Origin of the sequence: Rhodopirellula sp. UBA1907 (assembly GCF_002337565.1) — a bacterium.
In the GTDB taxonomy this organism is placed as follows: domain Bacteria; phylum Planctomycetota; class Planctomycetia; order Pirellulales; family Pirellulaceae; genus Rhodopirellula; species Rhodopirellula europaea.
On sequence record NZ_DDGH01000074.1, the window covers coordinates 1 to 21565 of the forward strand.

General features: G+C 56.5%; 15 protein-coding genes. 9 read left to right on the plus strand and 6 right to left on the minus strand.

Annotated elements, in window-relative coordinates; translation table 11 throughout:
- Nucleotides 1-156 precede the first annotated feature (156 nt).
- A complete protein-coding gene (locus tag B2R17_RS16125; RefSeq protein WP_286764782.1) occupies nucleotides 157-1056 on the minus strand; it encodes an SDR family oxidoreductase in 900 nt (299 codons plus the stop codon).
- Between the two features lie 362 nt (nucleotides 1057-1418).
- Here B2R17_RS16125 and B2R17_RS16130 point away from each other — a divergent pair, with 362 nt between their 5' ends.
- The 3 genes from B2R17_RS16130 to B2R17_RS16140 all read left to right on the plus strand — a co-directional run bounded on the left by B2R17_RS16130 (nucleotide 1419) and on the right by B2R17_RS16140 (nucleotide 5940).
- Nucleotides 1419-2669: a S1C family serine protease gene (locus B2R17_RS16130; RefSeq protein ID WP_008656592.1), complete on the plus strand. Its 1251-nt coding sequence runs from the start codon at nucleotides 1419-1421 to the stop codon at nucleotides 2667-2669.
- Entirely contained in the window at nucleotides 2659-3783 is a 1125-nt protein-coding gene (locus B2R17_RS16135) for a PDZ domain-containing protein (protein ID WP_339888079.1), read from the plus strand. The genes B2R17_RS16130 and B2R17_RS16135 overlap by 11 nt, the downstream gene beginning before the upstream one ends.
- Before the next feature lie 111 nt (nucleotides 3784-3894).
- The gene (locus B2R17_RS16140; protein WP_286764784.1) at nucleotides 3895-5940 is read left to right on the plus strand and encodes a hypothetical protein; all 2046 of its coding nucleotides are present in this window, start codon (nucleotides 3895-3897) and stop codon (nucleotides 5938-5940) included.
- A gap of 274 nt (nucleotides 5941-6214) precedes the next feature.
- Here the strand turns inward: B2R17_RS16140 and B2R17_RS16145 are convergent, their stop codons facing one another.
- Nucleotides 6215-6397, minus strand: a complete 183-nt coding sequence (locus tag B2R17_RS16145; protein WP_037251833.1) for a hypothetical protein — start codon at nucleotides 6395-6397, stop codon at nucleotides 6215-6217.
- 228 nt (nucleotides 6398-6625) lie between these two features.
- Between B2R17_RS16145 and B2R17_RS16150 the strand changes: the two genes are divergently transcribed.
- Complete coding sequence (locus tag B2R17_RS16150) at nucleotides 6626-7342, plus strand: DUF3467 domain-containing protein (RefSeq protein WP_236615786.1); 717 nt, start codon at nucleotides 6626-6628, stop codon at nucleotides 7340-7342.
- A 225-nt stretch (nucleotides 7343-7567) separates the two neighbouring features.
- On the opposite strand, the gene B2R17_RS16155 is transcribed toward B2R17_RS16150, so the two are convergent.
- Nucleotides 7568-8506, minus strand: coding sequence for a proline racemase family protein (locus B2R17_RS16155; protein ID WP_286764785.1), 939 nt, complete (start codon nucleotides 8504-8506; stop codon nucleotides 7568-7570).
- A gap of 206 nt (nucleotides 8507-8712) precedes the next feature.
- Here B2R17_RS16155 and B2R17_RS16160 point away from each other — a divergent pair, with 206 nt between their 5' ends.
- Nucleotides 8713-13197 (plus strand): DUF885 family protein, encoded by a 4485-nt coding sequence (locus B2R17_RS16160; protein ID WP_286764786.1) that lies wholly within the window; start codon nucleotides 8713-8715, stop codon nucleotides 13195-13197.
- Nucleotides 13198-13313: 116 nt separating this feature from the next.
- On the opposite strand, the gene B2R17_RS16165 is transcribed toward B2R17_RS16160, so the two are convergent.
- Nucleotides 13314-14093, minus strand: a complete 780-nt coding sequence (locus B2R17_RS16165) for a thioesterase II family protein (RefSeq protein ID WP_286764787.1) — start codon at nucleotides 14091-14093, stop codon at nucleotides 13314-13316.
- A gap of 259 nt (nucleotides 14094-14352) precedes the next feature.
- On the opposite strand from B2R17_RS16165, the gene B2R17_RS16170 reads away from it, so the two are divergent.
- The 4 genes from B2R17_RS16170 to B2R17_RS16185 all read left to right on the plus strand — a co-directional run bounded on the left by B2R17_RS16170 (nucleotide 14353) and on the right by B2R17_RS16185 (nucleotide 19603).
- Nucleotides 14353-15819: a sulfatase gene (locus B2R17_RS16170; RefSeq protein ID WP_286764788.1), complete on the plus strand. Its 1467-nt coding sequence runs from the start codon at nucleotides 14353-14355 to the stop codon at nucleotides 15817-15819.
- Nucleotides 15820-15911: 92 nt separating this feature from the next.
- On the plus strand, nucleotides 15912-17825 hold the full coding sequence (locus tag B2R17_RS16175) for a tetratricopeptide repeat protein (protein ID WP_286764839.1): 1914 nt from the start codon (nucleotides 15912-15914) through the stop codon (nucleotides 17823-17825).
- A 132-nt stretch (nucleotides 17826-17957) separates the two neighbouring features.
- Nucleotides 17958-19223 (plus strand): hypothetical protein, encoded by a 1266-nt coding sequence (locus tag B2R17_RS16180; RefSeq protein WP_286764789.1) that lies wholly within the window; start codon nucleotides 17958-17960, stop codon nucleotides 19221-19223.
- A 116-nt stretch (nucleotides 19224-19339) separates the two neighbouring features.
- Nucleotides 19340-19603 (plus strand): hypothetical protein, encoded by a 264-nt coding sequence (locus B2R17_RS16185; RefSeq protein ID WP_286764790.1) that lies wholly within the window; start codon nucleotides 19340-19342, stop codon nucleotides 19601-19603.
- 47 nt (nucleotides 19604-19650) lie between these two features.
- On the opposite strand, the gene B2R17_RS16190 is transcribed toward B2R17_RS16185, so the two are convergent.
- Both B2R17_RS16190 and B2R17_RS16195 read right to left on the minus strand, forming a co-directional pair.
- Nucleotides 19651-20355 carry a hypothetical protein gene (locus B2R17_RS16190; protein ID WP_286764791.1) on the minus strand — a complete coding sequence of 235 codons (705 nt, stop codon included), beginning with the start codon at nucleotides 20353-20355 and terminating at the stop codon, nucleotides 19651-19653.
- A 126-nt stretch (nucleotides 20356-20481) separates the two neighbouring features.
- Nucleotides 20482-21465 (minus strand): DUF3500 domain-containing protein, encoded by a 984-nt coding sequence (locus B2R17_RS16195; RefSeq protein ID WP_339888070.1) that lies wholly within the window; start codon nucleotides 21463-21465, stop codon nucleotides 20482-20484.
- Nucleotides 21466-21565 lie beyond the last annotated feature (100 nt).

Here is a 21565-nt window from a genome sequence, read left to right on the forward strand (position 1 = left end):
GGTGCGCGAAAGCAGCATAAATAGCTGCATCAACAAACTACGCAATCTCTGTACGCTGGAGTGGCAGAGCGTTCTGCCTTTGCGGAACGATCGTTCGTCAAGCGGTCGTCCCTCGCGGTCCTTCGTCTGACGTTTGCGACCGCGATTTGGTCCAGCTTATTTCAGGGCATCGCTTTGAAGAACATCGCGAAGACCTTCGCGATAGGTTGGGAATTGCATCTGCGGAAGCAAGTCGCGGCGAACGCGACGGTTCCAAATTCGTTTGTCCGTTTCACTACGGAAACGAACTCCCGATTCCGCCTTGGGGTCCACGAATGTCGGTTCCGCCGATCGGGTCGCACGTGCGATCTCTTGGTAGAACTCTCGCCGCAGGACTGGTTCGTCATCTGCCACCACGTAAAGCGGTGAGCGTGCTCGCGATGCAAACCGTTGGTTGTCGAAACTGTTCATCACCGCGGTCGCCGCATCGTCGACGTGGATCAAATTCAGATGTCCATGAGGCGGCGATGCGATGGGACGCTCGGCGATCACGTCGGCGGCACGGGGGACTCGTCCGGGGCCGTAGATGCCTGCCAAACGAAGTGTTGTGGTGGGACGGCCGACTCGGAGTGAACGCAACTTGGCTTCCGCTGCCAAGTGAGCTTTGCCGCCTTCGCGTGATGGATGCGTGGGCGACGTTTCATCGACCCAAACGCCGCCGGTTTGGTGGTAGACGCCGGTCGTGCTGATGTAACACACGTCGGCGGATTGGTGTTCTGGACGACCATTGTCCAAGTGCCGAACCAGACGCGCTAGGCCATCGACTTGCGATGCGAATCGGTCCACGCGGCTGTTGCGATCGTACGCGACAGCGATCAAGACGTGAGTCGTTGTCGGCAGGCGTTTGAGGGTGCGTGAGTCGTTCCAGTCGAACGCGATGGGGTGAAAACCTTCGGCGGCCAATGTTTCGAAACGACTGCGAGTGGTCGCGTGGACTTGCCATCCCGATTGCTGGGCCAACCGGCCGGCTCGCAGACCCAGGTAACCGCAACCGACGATGAGCAACGAATTTGACATGGGGTGGGTGTAACGTGCGGAAAGTGGATGGAAACGCGTGGGCTCACCAAACTGTCGCGATTGGCGGCGGATTCGCGAGAAAACTGCAACTAAAATGCATTGACAGCGAACGATTGGTTTCGTGCCGACATCCAAGGGCTCGTTCGCGGACCAAGGGCTCGTTCGCGGACATTGTTCGCCAATGAGCGGCCGACCCGCTGGATTCCGCCCGAAGTGTTGATTCGCGACGATAGGGTGGTTTGGTCCGATTGCACGCGTTGCAGCGGCACTTTATCGCCTGAACAAGATTGTCGCGACCGCCGAGACCTTGAACCAAGAGCTGGTTGGTGGGGTACAATGGGGACCGTCCGTCTTTCCTCCTGATGAATCACGCGATGCCATTTCACGACACGCTCGGACTGAGGCTGGTTGCCAGTTGTTTTCTGTTCGCTCTGGCGATGCCCCAACCGGTGAGTCCCGCGCAGGTTGTTAGCGGAGTTCCCTCGGCAATTGGCGGTGCGCCTCCGTTGCCACCGGGCGCGACCTTGGTGCCTCCGCGACAAAGTTACGGGGCTTCTCCCGACATCACGTCGCAAAGGTTGATCCCACCGGGATCGGTCAACCAGAACGATTTTGCGCAAGAGTCCGCCTCGGACGCTTTTGACAGCCGAACAGGCGGCACCTTCATCGAGCCGCCAACTGAATTGCGGCGATTGATTTCGGATGGTGGTGTGCCAACTTCCTTGGATCAATTGCGTTCGCTGCAGAGGCAACAACAAAACGTCGCCGCGGCCGCGGAAGCATGCACGGTTAGCGTCCAGATTGGACCGGCTCAAGGTTGCGGCGTGATCATCACTCCAACCGGCTACGTCTTGACCGCCGCTCACGTCGCGATGCGTCCGGGCAAGTCCGCCATGCTGACGCTCAATGACGGCCGGACGGTGTCCGCGAAAACGTTGGGGATGAATCGCAGTGTTGATGCGGGGCTGATGAAAATTGACCCGGGACAAAACTCCCGCGACTCGGCGGGACGAGAGATCGGATGGCCACATGCTTCGCTTGGGACCAGTGAAAATCTGAAATCGGGAATGTGGTGCATCGCGACGGGACATCCTGGTGGCTACGAGGCTGAACGAGGCATGGTGACTCGGGTTGGTCGAATTTTGGCTGTGTACCCAGATCGAATCGTCACGGATTGTGCTTTGATCGGTGGTGATTCCGGTGGACCGTTGTTTGATCTATCCGGCAAGCTGATCGCCGTCCACAGCCGGATTGGAAATGACGTCGCCGACAACTTGCATGTCCCCGTCGATCACTACAATGAACACTGGGACAGAATGCAGGGCGGCAACGCTTGGGGATATCTGCCGGGATTCCGCCCGGTGTTGGGAATCCGCGGCAACAGCGAAGGTGGGATCGCCAACGTTGTTCGAGTCGGTCCGGGTTCACCGGCTGATCAAGGCGGCATTCGAGCGGGTGACCAAGTCATCACGTTTGGCGAAGTGGATATCACCGATTTTGAATCATTGAAGGCCGCGGTTTCGGACACGATGCCCGGTGAACGAGTGAAGATTTGGCTGCGACGTGACGGCCAACCTGTGAAAGTGATTGTGGAGATTGGCCGTGGCGATTGATTTGCAAATGACATCCTTGAAGCGATCACTGCACCGCACGTTCGCCTTGATGGCAACCGTTGCGTTGGTGAACGTGTCGCTCGCCGGTGTGGTCGTCGCGCAAGAAGAAACGTCAGTCCCGGCTTGGTTGCAAGAACGCTTGGTCGAGCGTGTCATGCATCGCCGCGACAACGGCGAGATGATGCAACTGGTTCGTCCAATCGCCGAGAGTGTCAGCGATGGAGTGGTCGGCGTGATCTGCGGCGGACGTCCAGTTTCACTGGGCACGGTAGTTGCTCGATCGAGTCTGCATGTGGGTGCATCCGTTCCGACGACGGATGCGTACGTGATCACCAAGCGAAGCGAATTGTCCAACGATCCCATCCGAGTCCGTCTGCGCGATGGGCGGATGTTTCCGGCGCGAGTTGCCGCGGTCCGCCGACGCAGCGATTTGGCTTTGTTGGTGATCGAACGCGACAGCACCGGCACCCTGCCAATGCTTCGGCCGGTGACTCTGACATCCAAGGTTCCTACCGTGGGAAGCTTTTTGATCAGCCCGGATCGGACCAATCGTGTCATTGGTTTGGGTGTGATGGGGGCAGGACCACGCCGGGTTGCTTACCGAGGAATGCTTGGCGTGCAACTGAATTCGAGAGCGTCGACCGCGGGAGCCCAAGTCGAACAAATTCTGCCCAACAGCAGTGCTTCCGAAGCCGGGTTGGAATCGGGAGATCGGATCATCGCGATCAACGGGCAGATGCAAAACAACCGAGATTCGGTGATGTCGACGCTGCGGATGGTTTTCCCCGGCGAGATCGTTCAGCTCACGATCGTTCGCGATGGTGACACGAAAGAGGTCTCGGCAAAGATGCGTGAAGCGGCGATCGTGCAAGAATCTGAAAACGATGCTCGCGTCAACGGTGCTCGAAACATTCGGCTGTCCGGATTCGAAGAAGCGTTGCAGCACGATACGGTTCTCAACCCCGACCAATGCGGCGGGCCTTTGCTCAACAGCGACGGGCAAGTCATCGGGGTCAACATCGCTCGTGCCGGACGAGTGGTTAGTTACGCGTTGCCGTCGTCGTTAGTGACGGTGGAAGTTTCCAGCATGATCGCGGAAGCGGGTGGGAAGTGATCGTTGGTTGACGAGGCATCCTCCGGCGGCGATTTCCGACCTTTCGCAGTTCAGTGCGTCAGTTGCCAGTCTCGATTGAAGGTCAGCAATCCGAGCTTGATTGGCACGATTGTGAATTGCCCTAAGTGCAATTCCTTTGTGCAAATCGATCCGCCGCAACACGCCACCAACGTGGCTCAACCCAGTCCGCCTTCACCTCCTCGCGTCACGCTTGGTGATGAATCCATCGGCAGTGAGGCGATGACGGAAGCGGGCATGTCGGTCGGCGACTTACCAACCGAATCGTCTGATGCCGCTGGTGATTCCGGTCCGCTGATCGCTCCGCCGTTGGCAAGCGAAACATCGTTTGAGTCTGATGAAGGCGCTTTGCCGGAGACGACCAGCGATTCGGAAATGGATTCGATGGCATCGCCCGGCGGTGTCGATCCAAACGAGTTGTACCAAGCTCGTCGAAGCGGGACGTCAAAATCAGTCGCGATGTGGATCGTTGGTTCGCTGCTCAGCGTCTCGGTCATGGCAGGTTTGTTCATTTGGTTTCGCCAGCCCGATCAAACCGCGGGTCTGCCGACGACAGGGCCGGGGCTTGTGTCGAATACGTCCGACGAACCCATTGAAGATGTGTTCGCCAATGATTCGGCCGATTCCGAAGCGGACATTGAATCGAACGGGAACGATCCGGCGATCAGTCCAAACGTCGACGTCATTGATGCTGGTGCATCGGTGGAAAACGCACCGGACGCGGTTGGAACGTCAGCGGACACCGCCGGCGGCGACCCGATGTCCGACGGCAATACGGACTCGGGTGCTTTGGATGCGGGCGGTTCGGACGTGCCGGGAGTTCCCAACGACTTGATGCCTCGAAGCCCACTCGATGGTCCGCCCGCTGTTCTCGGACGTGATCAACCAAATGCCGGCCCTGTCACAAAACCGCCGTCAACGGAATCGGAACCAGACCCGGTGATGGAGTTGCCGCCTGAATTCGCTCAGTTCCAAATCTTGTTGGAGATGCCCGGGCAAGCTCCCGATGCTCCGCCGATGTCAGAAGCTCCGGTGTTGGAAGACGTCGTTCTGGACATCGCCGCAGACGAGTTTGTCGATCCAATGTTGATCGCGACGCCGCCGGAGGAAGTCAACATCGAGACGGCGCTGAAGATGCGTTTGGCGGTCAGCACCAAGGGGTACCCTTTGTCGGATCTGATTTTGTTTCTTGGCGAAGCAACCTTGATTCCGATTCAATTGGATTGGGTATCGATGGATCTGGCGGATGTGGATTTGAGGCAGCCCGTCGCCACCGACTCCAAAGGAATGACCACGATCGGCCAGTTGCTCGGCCGCGCCGCTCGGTCGGCTGGATTGGAGATCGAAACCGAAGAGGATCGGCTGACGTTGACGTTGCCGATGGAAATGCTTCAGGCGAAAACGAAATCGCTGATAGAGCTGGAAGACTTTGGTAACGAACGTGGGTCCGCGGAAAAGCTTCTCGATCAACTGAACGCGGTGGTAGAACTCGAGCCCAGAGACGCATTGCATCTGCGTTGTTTGACGACGGAATCTTTGCGGCGGTTGCGACAGCACGAGCCTCTGCTCAGCGACGATGTGATGTCGCGATGGTCGGCCGCTTACACGCACCAGCCCACTGAAAAGCTTGTCGATGATGGTCTGCCTCCCGCGTGGCCAGTTCTCAGCGAAGGCAAGTCAGGGTCGCAACTCGACACCGCGATCGCGATGGCGGGTTTGTTGAGACGAACGTCTCGAATCAACGATGCGACTTGCGTGGTTAACTGGAACGATGCTCAGCGCCGTCGTTTGTCGCCTGGGCAATTGGTGATGGCTTATGCCGGTGAAGCCGGGAACGAAGTCACGGCGGGCGAGATGTTGGAGCGAGTCCTGGACCCGATGGGGCTGCAGGTGCGAGAAGTGGATTCATCGCATTGGTGGGTCGGAACATCGGCGACCTATGACCGTCTGCCGGTCGTTGTCCGAAGTGAGCCCCTGGGGCCACGCCGCGATGATGTGCTGCACCGAATTCGCGAATCAGCTCGATTGGTAGGCGCCAGTTTGGCGATTGAACACGATCCAGTCTCAGATGGCTTCTTGGCCGTGATGCCAAGGTTTCTCTACCGTCAATTGCCAAAGATCATCGGTCCCGAACTCTGATTCGGCGATTGATCAATTGTCTGTATCAGGATGAGACAAGACCAATTCGCTCGGCAGCGTTGGTTGCTGCGGACTGCCAAGCGTTCCGGGAAATGAGACCGGGGAGATAAGAAAGGGGCGGTTGTTGGCAACCGCGCCATTCATTTCGTTTGAATTTTCAGAAACCAACCGTGGCAGAAGGTTGGTGGTCGTTTGCCAAAAGATGTGTTTGGCGGTTTAGGTAAGACGCGTCGAGCGTATGGAACCGAGAATGGTTTCGCTCGACTCCGTCGAATTACTTGGCGGCCAGAGTGCGAAGTTCTTCGAGTTCAACTGTCAAACGGTGACGCAAAGGGCTCTCGTCACGCAGTTCACGCTCGAGCAATTCTTCTGCTTGGTCGAAAGTTTCTTCCGTGCATTTCTTGGGTTCGGCGACAAGTTCACGGAACATGCGTTCGATGGTGGCTTCAGTTAACACGGCGGGGACCTTCAACGGGGATGCGGGGTGATTAATGGTCTGTCCATCTTAAGATGGCGCAGAGTGATCGCAAGTGCAAACAAACAGTCGACTTTCAACTTGGATCGGAATGTGCCCTATCCCCCACCAATGAGGAGATCGAAGCATCCAGTCCCGACGACAGATGAACTTTCTGTCGATAGAATGGTGTCGGTTGTCTCCTTTCGCTTCCTCGCAATTGCGGTCCCGATGAATTCTGACACGCCTTCTGAGCCTCCCTTTGACGGTCCACCCAACGACGACAATGGGTCCGGTGACACTCCACCCGGCGATGGTCAGCTCGGCGGTGGCCAATGGGGTGACGGCGTGCCGGAGGGCGGACAACCCGCCGACGGCCAGCCCGGAACTCCGACGCCGGGCAGCAATCCCGCCGCCGAAAATCCAGCCGTTCGAGCCCGGGTTCCTGATCATGTTGCCGGTGGTTGTTTCAGCACGGGCGCGATCGTGATGACTGGCCCCAGCGAATTCATCGTTGACTTTTTGCAGACCGTCGGTCGTCCCCACCGGGTCGCCGTCCGCGTGGTCATCCCGCACGCCGTGATGCCTCAGTTCGTCGACGCGTTGCAAAAGAATCTGGAGTTGTACAAAGGTCGCTTTGGCGATCCGGTGATGCCAACGCCGACACCCAATCCGAACGCGGAACAACGTCGACCGACTCCGCAAGAAATCTATGACGACTTGAAGCTACCTGATGAAGTGCTCAGTGGTACCTATGCCAACGGGGTCATGATCGGCCACGGTGCGACCGAGTTCGGCCTGGACTTCTTGACCAGCTTTTTCCCTCAGTCCGCCGTCAGTGCTCGGGTGTTCTTGGCGGCTGGCCAAGTCCCACGTTTGCTTGATTCACTTCGCGGTGCAACAAAGCAGTTGGAAGACCGCCGCAAAGGCAACGAAGGCAATCCGTGACTTGGGTGTCGCTAGTTGTACGTTGGGCTTCCAAGCCCGATGAAGCGGTTGGTTGACCAGGCTGTTGATTCAATACGGTTCGCAGATGGAGCGATCAGCCGAGGGGCGATCGTCCTCGGTTACCGAGACGAACCGAATGCGATCGCGTTCTGGCTGAGTCAAGCAACCGGTTGTAACTCGACGGGCTTGGAATCCCATCGTACTGGCGATGCTCAGTGAGCCTTTTCATTCACGCTCGAACAGCAACGTTGTTTCGGCGATGACTTCTGCTGATCCGGTGAGCTTTGGGATCACGGCTCCGGATTCGTCGATCCGGTAGCTCGCTTCGAAGCAACTACCGGTGATCGATTCTTGTCGAAACGTTTCGCCGACTTTGAGCTTACCGGCTGCTGCCAAACAAGCGACTTTGGCACTGGTTCCGGTGCCACAAGGCGAGCGGTCATAGGCGTTGCCGGGGCACAACACAAAGTTCTTCGCGTCAGCCTTCTTGGATGGACCGACCAGTTCGACATGGTCAATCTCGTCGCCGTCTTGACCGGTGATCCCTTGATCAATCAACGCTGCTTTGATGCTCAGCGTCGTCGCCATCAGCTGACTGACGTTGCCCAGTTCCAACTCCAATCCATGGTCGTCCACCAAGTAAAACCAATTGCCTCCGTAGGCGATGTCGCCGGTGACGTATGTGTTGGCAAGACTGGGTGAACCGGGAACCTCGACGCGAACCGCGGATCGATAGCGTTCGCTCGCCACGTTTTCGAACGAAACCGTTTTGCCGTCCGTGTGCAATTCGACTTCGATGATTCCCACGGGAGTCTCCAAGCGATGGATCCCCGGCGGCAATCCTCCTTGCCACGCCAGTGTCGCAATGGCACCGATTGTCGCATGCCCGCACATCTGCAACACGCCCACGTTGTTGAAGAACACGACCCCCGCAAAACAGCTCGGGTCAACGGGTTTGCACATCCAAGCCCCCACGATGATGTCGTTGCCCCTAGGCTCGTTGACGATCGGGGCACCCAAGGCCTGAAAATTTTCGCGGAGGTACAGACGGCGTTCTGCCATCGTCTGCCCAACCAGCGTTTCTTCCATTCCGATCACCATGCGCGTCGGTTCCCCACCGGTGTGAGAATCCAACACCCGTACGCGTGCAGGCAGCATCTTCATTCCCGAATCAATGAGAGTAGGAGCAGGATCTCGCCATTGTCGGACGAATCATTCAAAGCGACGCATCGCCTCGTTCTGCTTGACTAAAGTGGACGCAAACCCGCGAAATCAATGGACTTGGAAGGCTCGTTCGTAGTGGGGGCCGAACAGAGCTCGATTTGCGGGGACGCAGCCCACTGAATCACGGTTCCACAGAACATATAGACATGAAATTGCAGTTTCACAATTGGATGCCTGGAAATTTTGCCGGACGACTGTCCGCGAGCGTTGCGTTTCGATTCGCGGCGTTGCTGCTCGGGTTGGCTGCCGTTTCGGTCGCTGCTTCCGCGAACGCACAAGATTCTTCGTCGCCGCGACCACGCGTTATTCAGCAGACGTTGACGCCTCACTGGACCAATGACGATTCGTTTTGGTTCCGTCGTCAGATCGCGGATGGATCGTTCACCGGCATTCGAGTGGATGCCAAAACGGGTGAGATGACGGAGGTCGATTCCGACAACAAAGAAATCACGCGAGACGCTGAACTTCGCGGCGGCCGGGCACCACGATCCGGTCGATCTGCCGAAGCCCATACCGAAATCACGTTCGTCAACCAAACCGATCAAGCGTTGCAATTGTTCTGGGTCGACAGCAGCGGCAAACGAGTCAAGTACGATTCGATCCCTGCGAAAGACACGTTGGTTCGCACGACCTTCGCTGGGCACGTTTGGGAACTGGTCGGTGACAACCAAACTCGATTCGGTTACTTCGTCGCCGACATTGAACCGGCTCGCGTGGAAGTTTCAGAACCCGCCCGCGTGACACAACCTGAACCGGAACGCCGTGGACGCCGCCGTCGCGATTTTCAACGCGGCGACGATTGGTCCGCCGGAGTACCTGCTCCAGCGAACGACAAAGTCTTGGCTCGACTGTCAGAGGGACGGTTGCAATTGCAGATTTCAGAATCGGATGAGTGGAAGACGTTGATCGAAGAATCTCAGTTGGCAGAATCCTTTGGTGATCACGCCGAGGAGTCCGCACAACCGATGAGGTTGCAGTCGCCTCAGTGGTCGCCCGACGGAACCGTGTTGCTGACACGAGCGGTCATTCCCTACGAGACTCAACCGGTTCACTTGGTCGAATCGTCGCCCAAGGCGCCCGGACGAGCGGTCCTGAAATCGCGTCCGTACTTGTTGCCTGGCGATCCGGTCGATGAGACTCGCTTGCTGTCGTTCAACGCGGAAACGGGTGAAGCAGTCGAGCTGGATTTGCCTTGGATGTCCCAGCGTTTTTGGAACCTGCGGCTGGTCGGACCACACCGAGCTTTGCTAGCGGTGACCCAACGCGGCCACCAACGGTTCCGCTTGTTCGATATCGACCTGTTGTCTGGCGAAGTCAAAACCGTCATCGATGAACAATCCGAAACGTTCATTTGGACCACTCATAAAACTGACTTGCCCCAATGGACTTACCTGGATGCCAGCGACGAAGTCATTTGGGTCAGTGAGAAAGACGGCTATCAACATCTGTACTTGGTCGATTTGTCCGGTGACGACGAGATCCGCCCGATCACAAGCGGCGAATTCGTCGTGCGTGGAATTGACAACATCGACGAAGAAAATCGCGTGCTTGATTTGGTCGTCAGTGGTGTGCATGAAGGCCAAGACCCATATTTGAAGCATTACGCTCGGGTGGACTTCAGCGGAGAGAACTTCACCTTGTTGACTGACGGGAACGGGAATCACACCGCCACATTTTCACCCGATCGAAGTCGTTTGGTGGTCACTCATTCGCGGGTTGATTCGTTGCCCGTTCACGAGCTTCGTTCCACTGATGGCAAACTGATTCAAACGCTGGCCAAAGCAACGGTCACGCCCGACGACGCCAAACTGAACTTGCCGCAGGTCTTTTCTGCCAAGGGCCGGGACGGCGAAACCGACATCTGGGGATTGGCGTGTTTCCCCGAAGACTACGATCCCGCCGCTGACAAAAAGTATCCCGTTGTCGAGTACATCTACGCCGGGCCTCACGATTCACACGTTCCCAAATCGTTCCGTTCGGCACCTTGGCACCGTGACTATGTGAACGCTGGTTTCATCGTTGTGCAGATCGACGGCATGGGGACCGCCAACCGATCCAAAGCCTTCCATGATGTGTGTTGGCACAACCTGAAGGACGCTGGTTTTCCTGATCGCATCGCCTGGATGAAGGCTCTCGCGAAAGAGCATCCGGCGATGGATTTGGAACGAGTGGGCATCTTCGGAACGTCGGCTGGTGGCCAAAACACCGGATCCGCGTTGTTGTTCCACGGCGATTTCTATGACGCTGGCGTGGCGGCTTGCGGTTGCCACGACAACCGAATGGACAAAGCCTCTTGGAATGAACAGTGGATGGGCTATCCCGTCGGCGATCACTATTCCGAGTGCAGCAACATCGACAACGCGGCCAACCTGATCGGCGATTTGTTTTTGATTGTTGGCGAGCTCGACACGAACGTGCCTCCGGAATCCACGCTGCGTTTCGCGGACGCATTGATCAAAGCGGGCAAGGATTTTGATTTGCTGGTCATGCCGAACGTGGGGCACAGTGACGGCGGGAAGTACGGCAAGCGACGAACGTTGGACTTCTTCATCGAAAAGCTAGAACCCGGGAAGGAGATCGACAAATCGACCTCTGATTCCAGTGAGCCATCCGAAGAAGTTGCCACCGTGTTGATCGACTCGGAAAAACTGCAACCACAGATCGCTTGGATGGACATCCAAAATCACTATCAAACCGACCTGGAGACACTGAAGCGTCGTTTGCCGATTCGTGTGGCGGACGAACGTCTGTCGCAAACCGCCGCGTTCTTGGCCGCTTGGGAAAGCCAGTTGCAGACGGCGATCGGTGCCGAAGGCGATGCGGGGTTGAGCGACGCGGACGCGGAAGTTGCTCACGAACTCCTTGCGGCTGTCGGTGATGAAAAGAAACAACTGAAAACGCTTGTTGCGTCGTCGGAAGAACTCCGCGAGTTGGCCCCCTTCACCGATCAATTGATCTCGCTGACGGATCTTTCCAATCGAGTGAAGCCGTTGGATGGACAAGCGATGGCGGCTGAGATGGAAGCGCTCAGCAAAACGCTGGATTCATTCCAACAGAAAGAAAAAGATGAAACGGTCGCCGTCAGCCAACCGGTCATGGACGCCGCGGATGACTTGGTTGACGCGTACCAATCTTGGCAAACCTTCTACGAAGGCTATCACCCCGATTTCAATTGGTGGGTGCTCGATTTGGCCAAGGAAACCGGCAGCAAACTTCGGGCATGGAAAGAAGGCCTGACGGTTGACGAATCACTGACGGAGAAACTGTCCAAACGAGTCGTTAGCGATTCCATTGAATTGCCGGCGCCTGCGGAAACGTTCGTGTTCGGCGAAGCGTATCCGCCAATCGAAACATGGTCGCAACGCGAAGCGACTTGGATGCCATCGATCGTTCGGCGTTTCACTCGTCGCAGTCGCGATCGTGAAAAGAAGGCGGCGCAGTTGCCACAATGGAAAGAGGAGTTGGCGGCTTTGAAATTGGATGGCAAACCGTTCGAGGAATGGTCTCTGGACGATCAAGTCGATTGGCATCTTTTGACCGCTGAGGTCGAAACACGCTTGGAACGCAAGCGGATCGAAGAGGTCGGTGAAAAGCTTGCTCCGGCAACATCGTCGGTCGAAAAGGATTTGTCCGGCACGCCGGTTGGCCGGGAACGAATCGAGTTGGAATTGCGTCGTCAGTTCATCGATCATTCGCCTGAGGAACTGATCGAATTGGCCGAGCAGGAATACGCGATTGTGCGATCCGAAATGGTTCGCGTTGCTCAAGACATGGGTTTGGGCGACGACTGGAAAGCCGCGGTGGAACGGATGAAGAATCACCACGTCGCACCGGGCCAACAGCCGGTTTTGATCGGCGAGATGGCTGACCAATCGGTTGAATGGTTGCAAAAACGTGACTGGATCACGGTCCCACCGTTCGCCGATTATTGCTGGCGGATGATCATGATGACTCCCGAGCGACAAAAGGTGAATCCGTTCTTCACAGGGGGCGAAGTGATCAGCGTTTCGTTCCCGACGTCAGAGATGTCGCCGAGTGACAAACGCCAAAGCTTGCGAGGAAACAACATCGGATACGCTCGCGCGACGGTGCATCACGAGTTGATTCCCGGTCACCACTTGCAGATGTACAGCAATGAGCGGTTCCAACCTCACCGCCGCACGATGAGCACGCCGTTCTGGTTGGAAGGATTGGCTGTCTATTGGGAACTGAAACTGTACGACGATGGGTTCGCTCGCACTCCCGAAGAGCGCATGGGGATGCTGGTTTGGCGAGCCCACCGGTGTGCACGAATCATCTTTTCGTTGAACTTTCACCTGGGGCGTTTTTCACCGGATCAGTGCGTCGATTTCTTGGTCGACAACGTTGGATTCGAACGACGCAACGCGACCGCGGAAGTTCGACGCAGCATCGGTCCGAGCTACCCGCCGCTGTATCAAGCTGCGTACATGCTCGGTGCGTTGCAGATCCGTCAATTGCACCGCGAGATGGTTTTGTCAGGCGAGATGACCGAACGTGAATTCCACGATTCGATCATGGAAGCCGGAATGTTGCCCATCGCCATGTTGCGTCAGGTATTGAAGCAAGAACCGCTTCAACGAGACGAACCACCACGCTGGAAATTCAACTGACGCCGTACGATGGTCTTCCAAGACCGTCGAGGCAACAATCTTCGTACGATGGTCTTTCAAGACCGTCGAGACCGCTACCTACGTACGATGGTCTTCTAGACCGTCGATCTTGGTTCTCAACCACCGTCCCCGCTCAGCGTCTCCGCGGTCAGCAACACCTTGCTGAGATTTGCCACGGGAAAGAAATGATCCCCCGGTAACACTCGCAGAGAGAACCCGGCCGACGTGAGTGATTGCCAGCCTTGCATCTTCGCTCGGTTGGCAACATGGTCTTCTGCCCCGGCGAGAGCCCGAATGGGCACGGGGATGGTCGGGTGCTCCGCGGACGCGACTCCTCGTGCCAGTTTTAGATCCGCACGCACGATGGGCAAGAACATCGCGAGCGCATCGGGATGCTGTTTCAAACCGGCTGGCAATCCGCCATAGCGACGATCCAGTTCTTCTGCGAACGCGTCGTCGTCCCAGTCCAACCAATCACGGTTTTGCGTCCATTGGTTGGGCGGCGAGGCTCCCATCACGATCAAACCTTTCACGGGTGCTTGATCACCGGAGCGTTTCAGCAACTGAATCGCCAACCGATACGCGATCAAGGCACCAAGGCTGTGTCCCGCCAGCACCAACGTGTCGTCATCAGCAAAGGTTTGTTCCGTTTCGGTCGCGATCGATTCAACCAACGAGTCCATGTTGGTTTCAAGTGGATCCGAAAAACGGGACTCACGCCCAGCCATCCGAACGGCCCACAAGTGGATGGAACTCGGAGCATTTCGCGACGTTGTCAGACTGCGAAATTGTTTGAACAGCGGAGCGGTCGCACCGCCGGCATGCGGCACCCACAACAGGTGCGTTTTCGACTTCGAAGCGGGACTGATTCGACAAAGGGCGTCATTCGACGTCATCAAGCAATCGTTTCAACAAGCGTGTCAAGTTTGCAGTCCAGAAGAGTCACCGCCAGGAACGCTTTGTAACAAAGCACCCGGCCAAGCGTCAGGTGAGACCACCCACGTGACATAGGCTTCCAGCCTGTGAGTCCCTGCCCTTCATCCCTGCAAGGCGGCATCGGCTTCCAGCCTGTGTATCCCAATTCCCCACAATCCACCGAGGATTCAGCTATAACGGGAGCCCCCACAAAGATTCCTTCCCATCCCGATTCCCACCATGCACGCCCTCCAACCCCGCCCTCTGTTTCTTGGCTTGGTCAGCTTGGTTTGTTCGCTGCCGATGCCTGCGTCGGCACAAGAAACCTCGCCATCCAAACCGCTCAACGTGTTGATGATCGCCGTCGATGACTTGCGACCTGAGCTTGGTTGCTACGGCAAATCTTTGGTTCACTCGCCGAATATCGACCGCTTGGCGGCTTCTGGCATGCGGTTCGACCGTGCGTATTGCCAGGTCGCCGTTTGTGGTGCCTCGCGAGCCAGCTTGATGAGCGGTTGCCGTCCGGAAACGACTCAGTGCTGGAACTTCAAAACGCTGCTGCGGTCGAAGATGCCCGACGTGCTGACGCTGCCGCAACACCTGTCTCGCAACGGCTACGAAACGGGGTTTCTCGGCAAGGTCTACCACAGCGCCAGCGACGATGCGGCGGCCTGGACCGTCGATGCCAACGAGTGGGCGCCGCAAGATCGCAGCAAGGGAAAAGGCTACGTCCAGGAACTGCCTCGCAAACGCAATCCGGCCAACTCGAGCGAGAAGCCGGGACCATCGATCGAAAACGGCGGCGGTGTCCCGGACAATGCTTACGCCGATGGGCACAACGCCGAGCGAGCGGTTGCGATGTTGGAACGCTTTGCCGCGCAAGACAAACCGTTCTTCTTGGCCGTTGGATTCTTGAAGCCACACCTGCCTTTCAATGCACCGGGCAAGTACTGGGACCTCTACGACCGCGACGCCATTGAAATTCCTTCTCGCGAAGATGTGATTGATGGTTTGCCGTACGCTCGATCGAGTTGGGGAGAGCTGAAGAACTACACCGACATTCCTGCGAAAACGAAGATGCTCGACGACGACAAAACTCGTGAGCTGATCCATGGTTACCGGGCCGCGGTGAGCTACATGGACGCACAAGTTGGCAAGGTGCTGGACGCTCTCGAAGCCAACGGGCAACGCGAGAACACGATTGTCGTGTTGTGGGGCGACCATGGTTGGTACGTCGGCGATTTTGGCGATTGGTGCAAACACACCAACTATGAAATCGCAACACGGGTCCCGTTGATCGTGTCCGCCCCGGGCGTACCTGCCGGTGATACGAAATCATTGGTGGAGTTGGTGGATGTCTTTCCAACCTTGTGCGAGCTGACCGGAGTGCCGGTTCCGGAGCATTGCCAAGGCAAGAGCATCGCGGGAGTGGTCCGTGATCCCGCACTGTCGGTTCGTCCGGCGGCGTTCAGCCAATACAAGAAATCCAAGCCAGGCGTTGGGCCGGTGCTAGGAACCAGCATTCGCACGGAGCGGTTTCGCTACACGGAATATGTGTCGAGCAAGACCGGCAAACTCGAAGACATCGTCTTGATCGATCTCGACAATGATCCGGGAGCGACTCGGAACGTGGCTTCCGATCCTGCCTATCAATCGTTCTTGCCGCAATTGCACGCTTGGTGCGAACAATCTGCTACGGGGCTATGACCACAAACTCCCGCAAGACCTCTTCCGGCCATGCAACACGTCCGCATAACTCGAACTCGCTCAGCAGCGCCAAAAAAGCCTGCTTTGGTCTCGTGACGACCGTGCTGGGCTTGGTAGCGATCGAGTTGGCTCTGACCTTGGTTGGGGTTGGACGGTCAAATGCTGAAGCGGACCCGATGATGGGGTTTTCGAAACAGGTTCCGTTGTTGGAACGCCACGTCGATGAAGACGGCAAAGTCTGGATGCGAACCGCGGAAAACAAGTTGATCTGGTTCAACGACCAACGCTTTCCGTTGACCAAACCAGCAAACACGCAGCGGATCTTTTGCCTCGGTGGATCAACCACGTTTGGGCGACCTTACGATGACAACACGTCATTTGCGGGATGGTTGCGAGAATGGTTGCCTCGTGTTGATGCAGACACGAACCATGAAGTCTTCAACGCGGGTGGGGTCAGCTACGCCAGCTACCGCGTCGCGGCGGTGATGGAAGAGTTGGCTGAGTACGAGCCTGATCTGTTCATCGTTTACACCGGTCAGAACGAGTTTCTCGAGCGGCGAACCTACGCGGACTTCTTTGACCAGTCCCAGGCTCAACTTTGGTTGACGGGATGGTTGAACAAGACCCGAACGTATCGGGTGATCGATTCCCTTGTGCCCAAAAAGCGTCCACCGAAATCCGACTCGAACTCGATCGGTTTGGCCGCTGAAGTGGACGAACGTCTGAACCACACGGTTGGACCATCGGACTATGTTCGCGATGAGGAATGGAGCGACAATGTTCGCAAGCATTTTCGATTCAATGTTCGACGCATGATCTCCATCGCTCAATCCGCGAACGCGAAAATATTGTTCGTCGTTCCGGCTTCCAACGAAAAGGATTGCGGTCCCTTCAAACCGGACCCCGAAGAAGACCTCTTCGAACGAGGCCGGCAAGCATTTGAGGCGGGCGATTATGAGGTTGCTCGTTCAGCATTTCGATCCGCGATCGACCGAGACATTTGCCCGCTACGTGCTCCGAGTGACTTCGCTCGGTTCATTCGTGAACTTCCCGAGTCCGATGACGTTCGTGTGCTCGATTTTGAATCCGCACTGCGCGACGTTTGTCAAAACGAATATGGGCATGACATTCTGGGCAAAGAGTATTTCCTGGATCACGTTCACCCGACCGTTGAGGCCCATCGGCAGTTATCACGTTGGCTGATCGCGGAAATGCAAGACGCGGGATGGTTGGCGGATGGTTCCATTGCTGTGGAACAGTTGCCTCCGGAAGCAATTGCCGAAGTCGATCAATCGGTGTTCGACCGCATCGATCGTAGGGCCCAAGGAATCGCGATGCGAAACCTTGCGAAAGTCATGCATTGGGCAGGGAAGTTTGAGGTCGCCGCACCGCGTGCTCGAGACGCAATCCGAATTTTGGATGGCGACGCGGAGAGCCAATTCATTCTTGCTGACTGTTTACGCTGGATGGGACGATTCGATGAATCGGTGGAGGAATTCGAGCGGGGCGTCAAGGCGTTCCCGGATTACTACCGCGGGTTGCAACGCTACGGACAATTGTTGCTCGAGTTGGAAGACTACGAGGCGGCTCGAGATCTGTTGGTTGTCGCCACTGTGGGGATCCCAGAATCGGACCCTCGGCATTGGTTGTCTCGCTTTCAACTTGCCATTGCCCATCTGGGTGCCAGCGATTTCGAATCCGCTCACGAAGAGTTGCTGCGTTGCAATGAGCACGCGCCAGATGACTTGGACGTCGTGTTTGCGCTCGCGGAAGCCAGCGCGGGGATCGGAGACTCGGAGGCAGCGATCAAACTGTACGAGCGCATTTTGGACAGGTTCCCGGACGACGTTCCGACGCACCTCAATCTCGCGCACGTGTTCTTGAGTCAGGACCAAATACAACAAGCGTCCCTGCACTTTGAGACTGCGTTGTTGCTTGCACCAGACAATTCGCGAGCACGTGCCGGAATGATGGTCATCGATCAATTGAATCAATCGGCGAAGTAGGTCAGCACGGCATGTGAACAGTGGATTGTTTACACTGCGACGACTTTGTTATTGGTTGCTCTTAAGATTCCCCATACGAAAAGTCTTTCCTTCTCACGATTTAGCAACCTGATTCAGCCGTAGGAATTGAGTATGACACGCCTTCTTCTTATCTTCCTCACTGCCGTCGCGTCGACGCTGCCATTGGGAGGCGTCTCGGCGTTTGATCCTACCGGCAATCGAGAAGTGGTTCGAAACACGCCTGGTTTGGTCGCGTTCTGGGACTTCACGCAGCGTGAATCGACTGGGCAAGAACGTTTCATCGCGCACGTGCCTGCTGGGGCGACGAACGTGTACCCGTTGGATGCGGCGAACTATGTGCGCGACTACTGGGGCGAAGGCAGGCAAGCCACCTACGCGGATTTCCCGCTGTTGAACGATGGGCCGTTTGGGCAAGTGATTCGTATCCGCCAGGAGTCGGATCCGAACTTCCGCCCGTTTCTGTTCATTCCCCGGTCGCGACTGCATGACACACCGTTGGATATCAAAGGCGAAGGGAAATCGGTGACCGTTGTTGTGTGGGCGATTCGGGAAAGTGGCAACCACGCGCTGGCAGGAATCTGGCACGAGGGCACGGACCTCAAGCAATCGTCGACCGCTTCGATCAAGAAGGTCGAACGTGGGCAGCGGCAATACGCCTTGTTCGCAGGGCTGAATAAGGCCGGCAGCGCGTGTGGTCATGTGTCGGAGAACGGAGCCAGTTCGTTCCTCAACAAGTATGCGTTGCACAAATGCAATTCGCTGGGGCAATCGCCTGCCGTCTCCGCTGATTCGCCGCCAGAAAAGCTCGCTGCCTCCTGGCAGTGCTTTGCGATGACGTTTGACGACGAGAAAAACGAAATCACTGGTTGGCTGAATGGAGAGTCCGGTGAACGCTGGCTCAAGAATCCCAAGTCGAACAATTTGCTGTCGTATGCCCACAACGCCTACATGCAAGCACATTGCGCTCGGACGCCTGGAATGCAGGACGGTGAAGACAGCGAGTTCCCAGAGGCTCAGTACTACAGCCCGCCGGAAGGTGAGGTGTCTGAGACGGAAGTCTTGCGTGCGGACGAGAACCAACGTGTTGAACGTCGCCGCTACCGCTACACCGAAGTTGTTGTGACGCTGGAGAAAGATGAAAACGGAGAATGGGTTGAGACCGACCGAAACCTCGTTGGCTTGCGATTGAACCCTTGGTGGTACCCGCACGGCATCTATTCGCCACCCGATGCAGAACAAGGCGGACCGTTCACGATTGGGCGGGTGATTCACAGCAGTCGCAGTGTCGGTTTCACCGGATGGATCGGCGGCGTCAGCGTGTTCGACCGGGCTCTCTCGGAAGCCGAGTTGAAGACGCTTGCCGACCTTCGGAACTGATCGGCTGGGATTGGAGTGCCAAAGTTGAATTCCGATGTCGGTTGCGACCGAGGAATCCGACCTGCGATAAACGAATTCTCACCGCTTCTCAAACATCTTCACACAGGACGTACGTGATGGCAGAGCTTCCCCAAGAAAAATTGGATCAAATTCGAGCTCATCTCTTGGAAGGGAAGAAGCTCAAGGCAATCAAGCTGTACCGAGAAGCGACGGGTTCATCGCTTCATGAGTCCAAGGAACAAATCGAGAAGCTCAGCGAAGAGCTTGAGAAATCACACCCTCGACAAATGGCCGACAACAAACCCATCGGCTGCGCCGGAATCCTCCTGCTCGCCGTGGCCGGCGCAGGTTGGGTGGCCCAAAGTGGCATAGGCTTCTAGCCTGTGAATAAGAGAGGCAACGAAGGTGTGAATCACAGGCTGGAAGCCTATGCCACTTTGGGGACCGGTTCGCCGGCTTGGATTCCGAGTTTCGAACGAATCCGAGCTGATGACCATTGGAAATCTTCCGCACGGTCCACCAATCCAGCCACGACAGGATTCTGTTCGATGTAGTGGATGATTCGAAGCAACTCCTCTTGATCGCGGGCGTAGTGATCGAAAGTCTCCGCTTGCCAAAATGCACCTTCACCGCCACGTGCTCGATTGCACTGCGTCCCCGTGAAGCTTTGGATGCTGTGTGAAATGCCTTCACGTAGAGTGCGTTTCTTTTCCTTGTCCTGTTGTTGGGCTGAAAACTGTTCCGCCCAAGTCGGATCGGGCAGGAACACCCAATGGTGATGGCTTGGCATCACAACGAATGCGAACAGCGTGTAGCGTTCTTCCGCGAAATGAAGGAACGCGTCGGCGACGATCTTTGCAAGCCGATCATCGCGAAGATGTGTCACTGGTGACTTATGATCCAGGATGGAATCCACCAGTTTGAAAAGCAACTTGTGCTTCTTCATTTCCCAATCGGCGTCACTTAGGTCGGGAGGCTTCTTGCGTTGATCCAATTCATCACGATGAGCACGGATGCGTTTCAAACCAGCGGCTGGCAAACTGCCATCCAAGCAGGCCGTGATGAACGATGCTTTGCCCTCGACATCGATGTGAGGCAGATTGCGACGTCGGAAAACTCTACTCTCATTCATACGCTACCTCCTGTGGCATAGGCTTCCAGCCTATGGTTGAAACTGCGTTTGCTCTTTGTGAATCACAGGCTGGAAGCCTATGCCACTGTGCAGGTTCGATCACAGGCTGGAAGCCTATGCCACCGCTTAGGACTTGATGCCGATGTTGAGGTAGGCGTGGACGTGGGGGGCGCCGCGGAAGTGCCAGACCATTGATGGGCCCTCGACTCGCCAGATGTCCCAGACGCGATCGTTGTCGATGTCTTCTTGTTGATAGAAAGCCATGTGCAGTTGGTCGAGTCCTCCGCTGCTGTTCAGGATCTCCATCACTTCCTTCGAATCGTTCTCACGATAAGGAGCCAGCAACATCTTGAGGGTCGATTCGACGAGCTCCTTTTGATCGCTGGAAAGTTGGTCGACGCCAATCCCCGGAAAGTGCCCGCTCTCGCCCTTCAACTGCACCGCGGTTTCACTGGGGGCCTTCTTTTGTAACGCCTGTTTCGCTTGGTCGGCGTCCAAGGCTTGGAAGACCTTGTTGGCTTGCAAGGTCTGTTGAAAGAACGGGCTGTCGGGGAGGTATTCTTCGCCGTGCCCATAAACAACCGGGCCGCCAAAGCCGATTTTGTCGAGTCGATTTCCGTCGGCTCGCATCGTCACGTGACGACCGGTCAATTCGAATTGGAACTGGTCCGAGCCTGGTTCTCCGAACAATGCGAAACTGTAGCTATCCAGGCCGCCGTCATCGTATTCCATTTGTTCGAGCAGACGATCGTATCCGTCTTTGGAGGTGATGTTGCGAACGATTTGCTCGACCAGCGTCTTCTGCTTCTTCGAGAATAGATCGTCGCCGATGGTCGTTTTGCTGACGTGCCAGTTCGGATTGATTTTCAGGCGATCGGCGTGATCGAACGGTCGCCAGACAGCGGTTTTCTGTTTATCAGACAAGGAAGCGTACAGTTCCCCCACGTAGGATTCTGCGGAGGCGGTGGGGGCTCCCGCCGCATGAGCAAAACGGGCGTCGAAGAGGTTGGTCGTCGCAACACCAGCGGCGATAGCTCCTCCAAGTTTGACGAAGTCTCGGCGGGCAACGCGTTGGCCATCGGGGCGATTGACGTTCATCGGAAAGCTCATGAGGTTTGGGGGGAATTCAGGCGGGAACCGTTTGCTTCAAACGGCCGCTTTTGATTCTACCAAGTTCAACCCCAGCGAACAAAAATTGGATCGTTCTGAC

Coding starts and splice junctions, on each gene's coding strand:
- B2R17_RS16150 (WP_236615786.1), top strand. CDS start 6,626: ATGAATTCTGACACGCCTTCTGAGCCTCCCTTTGACGGTCCACCCAAC.
- B2R17_RS16125 (WP_286764782.1), bottom strand. CDS start 1,056: ATGTCAAATTCGTTGCTCATCGTCGGTTGCGGTTACCTGGGTCTGCGA.
- B2R17_RS16190 (WP_286764791.1), bottom strand. CDS start 20,355: ATGAATGAGAGTAGAGTTTTCCGACGTCGCAATCTGCCTCACATCGAT.
- B2R17_RS16180 (WP_286764789.1), top strand. CDS start 17,958: ATGACACGCCTTCTTCTTATCTTCCTCACTGCCGTCGCGTCGACGCTG.
- B2R17_RS16165 (WP_286764787.1), bottom strand. CDS start 14,093: ATGACGTCGAATGACGCCCTTTGTCGAATCAGTCCCGCTTCGAAGTCG.
- B2R17_RS16195 (WP_339888070.1), bottom strand. CDS start 21,465: ATGAGCTTTCCGATGAACGTCAATCGCCCCGATGGCCAACGCGTTGCC.
- B2R17_RS16185 (WP_286764790.1), top strand. CDS start 19,340: ATGGCAGAGCTTCCCCAAGAAAAATTGGATCAAATTCGAGCTCATCTC.
- B2R17_RS16170 (WP_286764788.1), top strand. CDS start 14,353: ATGCACGCCCTCCAACCCCGCCCTCTGTTTCTTGGCTTGGTCAGCTTG.
- B2R17_RS16155 (WP_286764785.1), bottom strand. CDS start 8,506: ATGAAGATGCTGCCTGCACGCGTACGGGTGTTGGATTCTCACACCGGT.
- B2R17_RS16160 (WP_286764786.1), top strand. CDS start 8,713: ATGAAATTGCAGTTTCACAATTGGATGCCTGGAAATTTTGCCGGACGA.
- B2R17_RS16130 (WP_008656592.1), top strand. CDS start 1,419: ATGAATCACGCGATGCCATTTCACGACACGCTCGGACTGAGGCTGGTT.